The organism is Streptomyces sp. NBC_01214, from assembly GCF_026340975.1.
Taxonomy (GTDB): Bacteria; Actinomycetota; Actinomycetes; order Streptomycetales; family Streptomycetaceae; genus Streptomyces.
The window spans coordinates 1642673-1655125 of the sequence record NZ_JAPEOS010000001.1; the positions used below are offsets into that span (position 1 = coordinate 1642673).

At 72.4% G+C, this 12453-nt stretch carries 8 protein-coding genes; all 8 read left to right on the forward strand.

Annotated features, from left to right (window positions below; genetic code table 11):
* Window positions 1–65: 65 nt before the first annotated feature.
* Window positions 66–1991 carry a TIGR03960 family B12-binding radical SAM protein gene (locus OG594_RS07720; RefSeq protein WP_184791952.1) on the forward strand — a complete coding sequence of 642 codons (1926 nt, stop codon included), beginning with the start codon at window positions 66–68 and terminating at the stop codon, window positions 1989–1991.
* Between the two features lie 63 nt (window positions 1992–2054).
* Window positions 2055–3140, forward strand: coding sequence for a hypothetical protein (locus OG594_RS07725; protein ID WP_266596522.1), 1086 nt, complete (start codon window positions 2055–2057; stop codon window positions 3138–3140).
* A 110-nt stretch (window positions 3141–3250) separates the two neighbouring features.
* Complete coding sequence (locus OG594_RS07730) at window positions 3251–4030, forward strand: TIGR03936 family radical SAM-associated protein (protein ID WP_266596524.1); 780 nt, start codon at window positions 3251–3253, stop codon at window positions 4028–4030.
* A 235-nt stretch (window positions 4031–4265) separates the two neighbouring features.
* Entirely contained in the window at window positions 4266–8246 is a 3981-nt protein-coding gene (locus tag OG594_RS07735) for an Rne/Rng family ribonuclease (protein WP_266596526.1), read from the forward strand.
* A 283-nt stretch (window positions 8247–8529) separates the two neighbouring features.
* Window positions 8530–8850, forward strand: coding sequence for a 50S ribosomal protein L21 (rplU, locus tag OG594_RS07740; RefSeq protein WP_030013082.1), 321 nt, complete (start codon window positions 8530–8532; stop codon window positions 8848–8850).
* A 13-nt stretch (window positions 8851–8863) separates the two neighbouring features.
* Complete coding sequence (rpmA, locus tag OG594_RS07745) at window positions 8864–9118, forward strand: 50S ribosomal protein L27 (RefSeq protein WP_030840805.1); 255 nt, start codon at window positions 8864–8866, stop codon at window positions 9116–9118.
* A gap of 180 nt (window positions 9119–9298) precedes the next feature.
* Window positions 9299–10744, forward strand: a complete 1446-nt coding sequence (gene obgE / locus OG594_RS07750) for a GTPase ObgE (RefSeq protein WP_266596530.1) — start codon at window positions 9299–9301, stop codon at window positions 10742–10744.
* 70 nt (window positions 10745–10814) lie between these two features.
* On the forward strand, window positions 10815–12431 hold the full coding sequence (locus tag OG594_RS07755; RefSeq protein ID WP_266596532.1) for a glycosyltransferase family 2 protein: 1617 nt from the start codon (window positions 10815–10817) through the stop codon (window positions 12429–12431).
* Window positions 12432–12453: the final 22 nt, after the last annotated feature.

Here is a 12453-nt window from a genome sequence, read left to right on the forward strand (position 1 = left end):
GGTGGGGGCGGCTGAGCATCGAGGTACGCTTGAGAGCTGCCCCCTGCCCGCTTCACGAAAGTCGCGTGATGACCGAGTCGGTCTTCCCTCAGCTTGAGGCCCTGCTTCCGCATGTGCAGAAGCCCATCCAGTACGTCGGCGGTGAACTCAACTCCACGGTCAAGGAGTGGGAGAGCTGCGACGTCCGCTGGGCGCTCATGTACCCGGACGCGTACGAAGTCGGGCTGCCCAACCAGGGCGTCATGATCCTGTACGAGGTGCTCAACGAGCGCGAGGGCGTCCTCGCCGAGCGCACCTACAGCGTGTGGCCCGACCTCGAAGAACTGATGCGCGAGCACAAGGTGCCGCAGTTCACCGTGGACAGCCACCGCCCGGTCTCCGCCTTCGACGTGTTCGGCCTGTCCTTCTCCACGGAGCTGGGCTACACCAACATGCTCACGGCCCTGGACCTCGCAGGCATCCCGCTGGAGGCCCGCAACCGCACCGTCGACCACCCGATCGTCCTCGCGGGCGGCCACGCGGCCTTCAACCCCGAGCCGATCGCGGAGTTCATCGACTGCGCGGTCATCGGCGACGGCGAGCAGGCCGTCCTCGACATGACCGAGATCATCCGCACCTGGAAGGCCGAGGGGCGGCCGGGCGGGCGCGAAGAGGTCCTCCTCCGTCTCGCCAAGACCGGCAACGTCTACGTGCCGGGCTTCTACGACGTCGAGTACCTGCCGGACGGCCGCATCGGCCGTGTCGTGCCCAACCGCTCCGGCGTGCCGTGGCGCGTGTCCAAGCACACCGTCATGGACCTCGACGAGTGGCCGTACCCCAAGCAGCCCCTGGTCCCGCTCGCCGAGACCGTCCACGAGCGCATGTCCGTGGAGATCTTCCGCGGCTGCACCCGCGGCTGCCGTTTCTGCCAGGCCGGCATGATCACGCGCCCCGTGCGGGAGCGAAGCATCACCGGCATCGGCGAGATGGTGGAGAAGGGTCTGAAGGCCACCGGCTTCGAGGAGGTCGGCCTCCTCTCCCTGTCCTCCGCGGACCACACCGAGATCGCCGACATCGCCAAGGGCCTCGCCGACCGCTACACGGACGACAAGGTGGGCCTGTCCCTGCCGTCGACCCGCGTGGACGCGTTCAACGTGGACCTGGCCAACGAGCTGACCCGCAACGGTCGCCGCTCCGGCCTGACCTTCGCCCCCGAGGGCGGCTCCGAGCGCATGCGCAAGGTCATCAACAAGATGGTCTCGGAAGAGGACCTGATCCGGACGGTGGCCACCGCGTACGGCAACGGCTGGCGCCAGGTGAAGCTGTACTTCATGTGCGGCCTGCCCACCGAGACCGACGAGGACGTGCTCCAGATCGGCGACATGGCGGTCAACGTCATCGCCAAGGGCCGCGAGGTCTCCGGCCAGAACGACATCCGCTGCACGGTGTCCATCGGCGGGTTCGTGCCCAAGCCGCACACCCCCTTCCAGTGGGCGCCGCAGCTGTCGGCCGAGGAGACGGACGCCCGCCTGGGCAAGCTCCGCGACAAGATCCGCGGCGACAAGAAGTACGGCCGCTCCATCGGCTTCCGCTACCACGACGGCAAGCCGGGCATCGTCGAAGGCCTCCTCTCGCGCGGTGACCGCCGCATCGGCGACGTCATCCGCGCCGTGTACGAGTCGGGCGGCCGCTTCGACGGCTGGCGCGAGCACTTCAGCTACGACCGCTGGATGGAGGCGGCCGAGAAGACGCTGCCCGCCTACGGCGTGGACGTGGCCTGGTACACGACCCGCGAGCGCACCTACGAGGAGGTCCTGCCCTGGGACCACCTGGACTCCGGTCTCGACAAGGACTGGCTCTGGGAGGACTGGCAGGACGCCCTCGACGAGACCGAGGTCGACGACTGCCGCTGGACCCCGTGCTTCGACTGCGGCGTGTGTCCTCAGATGCAGACCGAGATCCAGATCGGCCCCACCGGCAAGAAGCTGTTGCCGCTGTCCGTCGTGAAGTAACCGTTGGGTCACGAGAGGCCCCCGCCCGCAACGGGTGGGGGCCTCCGTCGTGTCCTCACCTGCATGGAAACGGACAAGCGGCCTCCGGCCGGCGGTGGCGACGGGTGCCTGGTGGGCGTCATCAGGGTCCCCGTGAAGGTCGTCGCCGTACTCGTCGTACTGCCCGTACGAGTGGTCTGGGAACTGCTGGTCGCCGGGGGCCGGGCCGTGCACCGGCACGTCCTGCGGCCGCTGTACGTCCACGTCCTCGAGCCGCTGCTCCGGGCGTTGGGCTGGCTGCTGACCGCCCTGTTCAAGCTGGTCTTCGTCTGGCCGTGGGTCGGGCTGTGGCGGTACGTGATCGTTCCGGTCGGCCAGGGGCTGACATGGGTGTGGCGGGGTCTGTACGGCCAGGTGCTGGCGCCGGCCGGGCGGTTCCTGACCGTCCGCCTCCTGCGTCCGCTCGGGGAAGCGCTGGCCTGGGTCGGCCGGGGTGGCATGCGCTACCTGCTCGCGCCCCTCGCCAAGGGCGTCGGCTGGATCGGATGGGCCCTCGGCATGACGTTGTTCGTGTGGCCGTGGGTCGGGCTGTGGCGCTACGTGCTCGCGCCCGTCGGCCGCGGGATCGTGTGGCTGGCCGCAGTGTTCCACCGGTACGTGCTGCGTCCCGTCGGCCTGGGGCTCGTATGGCTGGCGGTCGCGGTGTTCCGGTATCTGCTGCGTCCGGTCGGGCTGGGCTTCGTATGGCTGGCGGTCGCCGGGTACCGGTACCTGCTGCGGCCCGTCGGGCTCGGCGTCGCGTGGCTGGCCGTCGCCCTGTACCGGTACGTGCTCGCGCCGGTCGGGCAGGTCCTCGTATGGGCCTGGCACGTGGCCGGGCGGATCGTCGGCGCCCTGTGGCGGGGGCTCAAGTGGGTCGGTTGGGTGCTGGTCGGCTGGCCCGCCTCCCGGGTGTACCGGCACGTGCTCACCCCCGTCGGGCACGCCGTGCGCGAGGTCTGGCGGAGCGGTCGCGCCGCGGTCCGCGAGGCGCGCGCCACCGTACGCCGAGCGCTGTTCGGTGCTCCTCCCGTGGAACCGTCGAGGTCACGGGCGCGTACTCTGGGTAGTACGACAGCCGCCCACGCGGCACCCGCTGACGAGATCTCCTTGCCCCGACGGCAGGGGTGAGCCGGAGCGGGTCGACAGACCTCAGGGCGACGCGCGAGCCGCGGAGCCCCGCACAAGGAGAAGAACCACTGGGCAAGCGACAGCCCGAAGGCCCGCCTCCCGCACCGGTGGTGCAGCGCATCCGACTGCGCTACACCAAGCGCGGCCGCCTCCGGTTCACCAGCCACCGTGACTTCCAGCGCGCCTTCGAGCGGGCCCTGCGCCGCGCCGAGGTGCCGATGGCGTACTCGGCCGGCTTCACCCCGCACCCGCGCGTCTCGTACGCGAACGCCGCCCCGACCGGCACCGGCAGCGAGGCCGAGTACCTGGAGATCGCCCTCGCAGAGCCCCGCGACCCGCACAAGCTCCGCGAGCTGCTCGACGAGTCGATGCCCACCGGACTCGACATCATCGACGCCGTCGAGGCCCGCACCTCGGGCCTCGCGGACCGGCTGACCGCCTCCGTCTGGGAGCTGCGCCTGGACGGAGTGGAGCTCGCCGAGGCCGAGCGGGCCGTGTCGGCCTTCCTCGCCGCCGAGAACGTGGAGGTGCAGCGCCGGACCAAGAACGGAATGCGGACCTTCGACACGCGTGGCGCGGTCGTCAGTCTCGAAGCGCTTCCCGCCCCGGCTGATAGGCCGCTGGACAATGCCTGTGCGATACTGCGGCTGGTTGTTCGGCATCTGACACCTGCCGTGCGACCCGACGACGTCCTGTCCGGTCTCCGAGCTGTGGCCGACCTGGCGCCGCCGGTCCCCTCAGCGGTGACCAGGCTGGCGCAGGGGCTCTTCGACGAGGAGTCCGGCACGGTGACCGACCCGCTCGCGCCCGACCGCGAGGCTGACACGGCCGCTCCACCCACGGCCGCCGTAGCAGCCGACGCGACGGCGCCGGAAGGTCCCGCCGCGTAAGGAACGCCGTCGTCGCGCAGCCCTGGCACTCGGGAGCCACCTGGGTCGGGCCGCGCACAGACCTGAAGACTTCCGCCAGGCCGTACGGACAAGACGTACGGAACCGGCGGCCATGGACTACAGCTCCCGTGTGGCGAACGCGCCCCGGAGGCCGGTTCCGCGCTCATTACGCGGAGCCGTGCCGGACCGGAAGTCAGCCGCGGCGCCCGGGAGCGTGACGGGAGAACCGCCCGCAATGCTCAACAACGAAAACGACACCACCCCTGCTGGTAGCGCCGACAACGGCAGCCCCAGCGACAACCTGCCGCCGCGCCGTCGCCGCCGTGCCGCCTCCCGGCCCGCGGGCCCGCCCGGTGGCGCCGTCGCCGAGACGGCCCCGGTGACCGAGGCCGCCCCGGCCGCCCCCGCCGAAGAGGCCGCTCCGGCCGCCGCCCCCGCTCGTCCCCGCCGCCGCGCGACCCGCGCCGTGGCCGCCCCGGCGACCCCGGCCGCCGAGGCCGTCGTCGTCGAGACCCCGGCCGCCGAGCCGGTGGCCCCTGCCGCCGCCCCCGCCGCCGAGGAGCCCGCCGCTCCCGCTCCGCGGACCCGTCGCCGCGCGACCCGCGCCGTCGCCGCCCCGGAGGCTCCGACCGCCGTGGTCGAGGCCGCGCCCGTGGTGGAGGAGCAGGCTCCGGCCGCTCCGGCGCCGCGTGCCCGTCGTCGTGCCACTCGCGCCGTGACCGCTCCGGCCGCCGAGGCCGCTGCCGTGGTCGAGGCTCCCGCCGCCGAGCCGGCGCCCGTGGTGGAGGAGGAGGCTCCGGCCGCTCCGGCGCCGCGTGCCCGTCGTCGTGCCACCCGTGCCGTGACCGCTCCGGCCGCCGAGGCCGCTGCCGTGGTCGAGGCTCCCGCCGCCGAGCCGGCGCCCGTGGTGGAGGAGGAGGCTCCGGCCGCTCCGGCGCCGCGTGCCCGTCGTCGTGCCACCCGTGCCGTGACCGCTCCGGCCGCCGAGGCCGCTGCCGTGGTCGAGGCTCCCGCCGCCGAGCCGGCGCCCGTCGTGGAGGAGGAGGCCCCCAAGGCCGTCCGCGCCGTGACCGTCGCCGACGCCGTGGACTCGCCCAAGCGCGGCGGCCGCCGCCGCGCCACCCGCTCCGCCGCTCCGGCCGCCGCCCCGCAGCCCGTCGCCGAGAGCGCCGAGCCGGCCGCCCCGGCCCGCGCCCGCCGCGCTGCGCGTCCCGCCGTGGCCGTCTTCCAGGCCCCGGTCTTCGCCGAGCCGATGTTCCAGACCCCCGAGACCGCTGCCATGGCCGCCGCGGCCGCTCGCGCCGCCGCCCCGGCCGAAGAGGTCGAGGAGGAAGAGGAGACCGAGTTCGAGGCCGAGGTCACCGCGGCCCCCGTCGCGCAGCCCGCCGGTCGCCGCCGTCGCCGTGGTCGCGGCGCCGCCGAGGCCGCTCCGGTCGCCGAGCCCGCCCCCGTCTCCCTTCCCGAGGTGCTCGCGGAGGAGCCGGAGGCCGAGGCCGCCGAGCTGGACGAGGAGTCCGCCGACTTCGAAGAGGGCGACGAGTCGGGCGAGCGCCCGTCGCGCCGCCGCCGTCGTGGTGGCCGTCGCCGCCGTCGCGGTGAGGCCGCCGACCTCGACGAGTCCGCCGAGGACGAGGCCGAGGGCGCCGAGCAGGAGACCGCCGAGCGGGACGCCGAGGAGGAAGAGGACGAGGAGGCCGACGAGGCCCTCGGCTCCAGCTCCAGCCGCCGTCGCCGCCGTCGCCGTCGCCGTAGTGGCGAGGGCCCTGCCGAGGCCGCCGAAGCCGGCGACGAGGACGGCGTGCGCACCGTCGTCAAGGTCCGCGAACCGCGCCCCGCGCGGGAGAAGGCCGAGTCCTCCGACGAGGTCCAGTCCATCAAGGGCTCGACCCGCCTGGAGGCGAAGAAGCAGCGCCGCCGCGAGGGCCGCGAGCAGGGCCGCCGACGCGTGCCGATCATCACCGAGGCCGAGTTCCTGGCCCGCCGCGAGGCCGTCGAGCGCGTCATGGTCGTCCGCCAGGCCGGCGAGCGCACCCAGATCGGCGTCCTCGAGGACAACGTGCTCGTCGAGCACTACGTCAACAAGGAAGAGGCCACCTCGTACGTCGGCAACGTCTACCTGGGCAAGGTCCAGAACGTGCTGCCGTCGATGGAGGCCGCCTTCATCGACATCGGCAAGGGCCGCAACGCGGTCCTGTACGCCGGTGAGGTCAACTTCGAGGCGCTCGGCATGGCCAACGGGCCGCGCCGCATCGAGTCCGCCCTCAAGTCCGGCCAGTCCGTCCTGGTGCAGGTCACCAAGGATCCGATCGGCCACAAGGGCGCCCGCCTGACCAGCCAGGTCTCGCTGCCCGGCCGCTACCTGGTCTACGTGCCCGAGGGCTCGATGACCGGCATCAGCCGCAAGCTGCCCGACACCGAGCGCGCGCGTCTGAAGACCATCCTCAAGAAGATCGTCCCCGAGGACGCGGGCGTCATCGTGCGCACCGCCGCCGAGGGTGCGAGCGAGGACGAGCTGCGCCGCGACGTCGAGCGCCTGCAGGCCCAGTGGGAGGACATCCAGAAGAAGTCGAAGCAGATCTCGACCTCTTCGCCGAGCCTGCTGTACGGCGAGCCGGACATGACCGTCCGCGTCGTGCGCGACATCTTCAACGAGGACTTCTCGAAGGTCATCGTCAGCGGCGACGGCGCCTGGGAGACCATCCACGGCTACGTGAACCACGTGGCCCCGGACCTGGCCGACCGGCTGTCCCGCTGGACCTCCGAGGTCGACGTCTTCGCGACGTACCGGATCGACGAGCAGCTCGCCAAGGCGCTCGACCGCAAGGTGTGGCTGCCCTCGGGCGGCTCGCTTGTGATCGACAAGACCGAGGCGATGATCGTCATCGACGTCAACACCGGCAAGTTCACCGGTCAGGGCGGCAACCTCGAAGAGACCGTCACCAGGAACAACCTGGAGGCGGCCGAGGAGATCGTGCGCCAGCTGCGGCTGCGCGACCTGGGCGGCATCGTCGTCATCGACTTCATCGACATGGTCCTGGAGTCCAACCGCGACCTGGTCCTGCGGCGCATGCTGGAGTGCCTGGGCCGTGACCGTACGAAGCACCAGGTCGCCGAGGTCACCTCGCTGGGCCTGGTCCAGATGACCCGCAAGCGGGTGGGCCAGGGTCTGCTGGAGTCCTTCTCCGAGACCTGCGTCCACTGCAACGGCCGCGGTGTCATCGTGCACATGGAGCAGCCGACCGCGATCGGCGGCGGTGGCAACGGCAAGCGCTCCAAGCGCCGCGGAGGTCGCGCCGAGTTCGACCAGCACGACCACGAGGTCGAGACGGTCGAGCCCGAGGCCTTCGAGTCCGAGGCGGAGGTGGCTGCCGAGGCGGCCGCGCCGCGCGCCCTGCCCGAGCCGGAGTTCGTCGCGGACGAGGAGCTCTACAGCAGCCCGGCCGAGGCCGAGGCCGCCGCGGGCATCAGCGGTCGCCGCAACCGGCGCCGCGCCACCCGCAAGGCGACCGCTCCGGCGGGCGCCCCGCGCGGTGCGGTCGCTCCGGACCGTGCTCCGGTCCAGGCTCCGGCTCCCGCGGCCGTGGACGAGCCGGTGACCGAGCCGGCCGAGACGGTGCTGGAGCCGGCTCCCGAGTTCGTCGCCGAGACCGCCGAGGTCGCGGAGGCGGTCGAGGAGGCCGCGCCGAAGGGCCGTACGCGTCGCCGCGCGACCCGTAAGGCCACCGCCCCGGCGGGCGCCCCGGCCCCCGCGGCCGAGGTGGCCCCGGAGCCGGAGCCGGTCGTCGTGCCGGAGCCCGAGCCCGAGGTCGTCGCCGAGGTCGAGGAGGCCCCCGTCGTGGAGGCCGCTCCGGCCCGCCCGCGTCGCCGTGCCACCCGCAAGGCCACCGCCCCCGCCGGCTCCCCGGCCGGCGCGGCAGAGGCCGCCGTGGTGGTCGTCGAGGCCCCGTCGCCCGAGGAAGCTCCCGCGGCTCCGGCCGAGGAAGCCGCACCGGTGGTCGAGGAGGCCGCACCGGCCAAGAAGGCCGCCAAGAAGGCCCCGGCCAAGAAGGCGACCGCGGCGAAGAAGGCCCCGGCCAAGAAGGCGGCGGCCGCCAAGAAGACCGTGGCCAAGAAGGCGGCCACGACCAAGAAGACCGCGGTGAAGCGGGCGACGAAGAAGACCGCGGCGGCGGAGCAGCAGACGCCTCCGTCCGTCTCGGCTCCGACCGAAGCCTGATCCACCGCTGAGTGACACGACGTTCGTGGGCCCCGCCGAGTGGCGGGGCCCACGGCCGTACGGGCCCGGTTTGACCCTCCGGAACCGGCCCCGTAACCTAGACCGTCGGCGTGTCTTAGAGAGCGCCGCGCTCCTGAGCACCTTCCTCACGTTCCGTACGCGCAAGCGTCGGGCGAGAGAGGCCGCTCGTCCAATCCGGATCGGTGCGGTTCCGCCTTCTCGGCGGGGCTTGCCTGAGCGGCTGGCTTCAGGAGCATCCGTCCCGAGTGAGAGAGAGATCCGCGTGTACGCCATCGTGCGCAGCGGTGGTCGCCAGCACAAGGTTGCTGTCGGCGACATCGTTGAGGTTGACAAGATTTCCACTGCCAAGGTTGGCGACACGGTCGAGCTCTCGACCCTGCTCGTTGTCGACGGCGAAGCCGTGACCAGCGACCCGTGGGTCCTGGCCGGCATCAAGGTCACGGCCGAGGTTGTGGACCACCACAAGGGCGCCAAGATCGACATCCTGCGCTACAAGAACAAGACCGGCTACCGCCGTCGCCAGGGTCACCGCCAGCAGTACACGGCGATCAAGGTCACCGGTATCCCCGCGGCTGCGAAGTAAGAGGGACTGAGACATGGCACACAAGAAGGGCGCATCGTCCACCCGGAACGGGCGCGACTCCAATGCCCAGCGGCTCGGCGTGAAGCGCTTCGGCGGTCAGGTCGTTTCCGCTGGTGAGATCCTCGTCCGCCAGCGCGGCACCCACTTCCACCCGGGTTCGGGTGTCGGTCGTGGTGGCGACGACACGCTGTTCGCGCTGCAGGCCGGTTCGGTCCAGTTCGGCACGCACCGTGGCCGCAAGGTCGTCAACATCGTTCCGGCCGCCTGATCCAGCTCCTGCTGATCTAGCGCGTTCGTAACCTCCCGAGGGCGGATCTCAGCTCTTCCCGGCGCAAGCCGGGAAGAGAGGTCCGCCCTCGGCGCGTTGTCATACAGACCACGTTTTAATGGGCAGTGGTAGTCATACGACCTGCCCGGGACATTCCCGTATGTATCTGGAGGAACACCCATGACCACCTTCGTGGACCGCGTCGAGCTGCACGTCGCCGCGGGTAACGGGGGCCACGGCTGCGCCTCCGTTCACCGGGAGAAGTTCAAGCCGCTCGGCGGCCCCGACGGCGGAAACGGCGGCCGGGGCGGCGACGTCATCCTGGTGGTGGAGCAGGCGATCACCACCCTGCTGGACTACCACCACAGCCCGCACCGCAAGGCCACGAACGGCAAGCCCGGCGAGGGCGGCAACCGCTCCGGCAAGGACGGCCAGGACCTGATCCTGCCCGTGCCGGACGGCACCGTCGTGCTCGACAAGGAGGGCAACGTCCTCGCCGACCTGGTCGGTCAGGGCACCACCTACGTGGCCGCCGAGGGCGGCCGCGGCGGTCTCGGCAACGCCGCGCTCTCCTCCGCCCGCCGCAAGGCCCCCGGCTTCGCGCTCCTCGGCGTCCCCGGTACCACCGGCGACATCGTCCTGGAGCTCAAGACCGTCGCCGACGTGGCGCTGGTCGGCTTCCCGAGCGCCGGCAAGTCCTCGCTGATCTCGGTGCTCTCCTCCGCCAAGCCGAAGATCGCGGACTACCCCTTCACCACCCTCGTCCCGAACCTGGGCGTCGTCACGGCCGGTTCCACGGTCTACACGATCGCCGACGTCCCGGGTCTGATCCCCGGCGCCAGCCAGGGCCGTGGCCTGGGCCTGGAGTTCCTGCGCCACGTCGAGCGCTGCTCGGTGCTGGTGCACGTCCTGGACACCGCCACGCTGGAGTCCGACCGCGACCCGATCGCCGACCTCGACGTCATCGAGGAGGAGCTCAAGCTCTACGGCGGCGGCCTGGAGAAGCGTCCGCGCCTCGTCGTCCTCAACAAGGTCGACATCCCGGACGGCCAGGAGCTCGCCGACATGGTCCGCCCGGACCTGGAGGCCCGCGGCTACAAGGTCTTCGAGGTCTCCGCGGTCGCCCGTACGGGTCTGAAGGAGCTCTCCTACTTCCTCGCCGAGGTCATCGCCAAGGCCCGCGCCCGCAAGCCGAAGGAGGAGGCGACCCGTATCGTCATCCGTCCGAAGGCCGTGGACGACACCGGCTTCACCGTCACCTACGACGAGGTCGAGGACGTCTACAACGTGCGCGGCGAGAAGCCGGAGCGCTGGGTCCGCCAGACCGACTTCAACAACGACGAGGCCGTCGGCTACCTGGCCGACCGCCTCAACCGCCTCGGCGTCGAGGAGGCGCTCAAGAAGGCCGGCGCCCGTGCCGGCGACGGCGTGGCCATCGGCTCCGACGAGAACGCGGTCGTCTTCGACTGGGAGCCGACCGTGATGGCCGGCGCCGAGATGCTGGGCCGCCGCGGCGAGGACCACCGTCTGGACGCCCCGCGTCCGGCCACCACCCGCCGCAAGGACAAGGAAGCCCAGCGCGGGGACTCGGCGCAGAAGGAATACGACGAATTCAAGCCGTTCTGAGCCCCTCCCGAGGGACTTGTGCCCGGAAGGTTTGAAGGCCCCTTTATGTGGGTCGCCTAGGATCTTCCGGGTGAACAGCAGCAACCTCCCCACGGTTTCCGTCGTGGTCATCGCGTACAACGACGCCGGGCTCGTGGGCGAGGCCGTTTCCTCGGCCCTCGCCCAGGGCCCGGTGGTCGCCGAGGTCATCGCGGTGAACGACGCCTCGTCCGACGGCACCGCGCGGGTGCTGGACGAACTGGCCGCCGTCCACCCCCGCCTCAAGGTCGTGCACCGGACGGAGAACAGCGGGGGGTGCGGCACCCCGCGCAACGACGGGATCGCGGCTGCTTCCGGCCGGTACGTGCTCTTCCTCGACAGCGACGACGTCCTGCCGCCGGGAGCCGCCGACGCCCTCGTGCGCACCGCCGAGGAGCACCGCGCCCCGGTCACCGTCGGCGCGGCGGTACGGCGCGAGCTGCCCCAGCACCACGACGTCCCGTGGATGCCCGGACTGCACGTACCGGGCGAGGTGATCGAGCGGCCGGTGGACCGGCCCGAGCTCGTCCGCGACACGCTCTGCGTCAACAAGCTGTACGAGCGTGCCTTCCTCCAGGAACACGGCCTGCGCTTCCCCGACGGCCGGTTCATCTACGAGGACTTCGTCTTCACCGCCCGCGTGCTCGCCGCGGCCCCCCGCATCGCCGTCACCGGCGACCTCGTCTACGTCTGGCACGTGCGCCGCAGCGCCGCCCAGGTGTCGATCTCCCTGGACCGCAAGGACGTCGGGAACTGGCGCTCCCGCATCGAGGCCCACCGCACGGCCGCCCGGATCCTCTCCGAGGCCTCCCCGGTGCTGGGCAGCGCCTGCCGGGTGAAGTTCCTGGAGTACGACCTGCGCATGTACCTGCGCGAGCTCGGCCGGGACCCCGAGTACCAGGCCGCCTGGTGGACCCTGACCCGCGAGTACGTCGACACCTTCCCCGACGCCGACATCGAGTCCGCCGCGGCCCACGCCCGCTGGATCGTTGCCGTGCTGCGCGCCACCGCCACCCCGCCCGCCGATGTCGAGCGGCTCACCCGGCTGGCCGCCGAACCGCCGCGGCTGCTGCCCCCGTACGCGACCGGCCCCACCGGAGTTCCGGTGTGGAGCGAGGAGCTCCCGGTCGAGCTGGCGGGTCTGCCCGCGCTGCCGGTCGGCGAGCTGCCCGTCACCGTCGACGCCGAACCGGCCGGCCGCGCCGCCGTACGGATCCGCCTGCACGACCTGTACGGGCGCCTCGCCGAGGCCGGGCCCGTCACCGCGCAGCTGAGCTTCATGCCCCGCGCGGGCGGCGAGCCGGTCCTCGCGCAGCCGGTCGAGCTGTACCCCGACCGCAGCGGCGGCTGGGTCGCCGTGCTGCCGTTCCGCCTCGCCGACCTGGCCGTCACGGGCCGCCGCCAGGGGCTGCGCAGGATGCAGGCGTGGAACGTCGGGGTGGGCGTGCGGTGTGCCGACGGGAGCTCGGTGTTCACCTCCTTGCGCCCCCAGGGCCGGCTGCTTCGCCGTCGGGCGCTGCCCAGCAGCCGGTACGGTGTGCTGCTGGCGCAGCCCTACCGGACGGGGGCCGGCGCCCTCGCGCTGCGCCTCGCGCCCGGCGCCGAGGGCGCGCTGTACCTCGTGCGCAACCGCCTCCACCGGGCCCGGGCGGGCCGTGGGGCGGGCTGAGGCCCCGTAGGCGGTCCCGGCC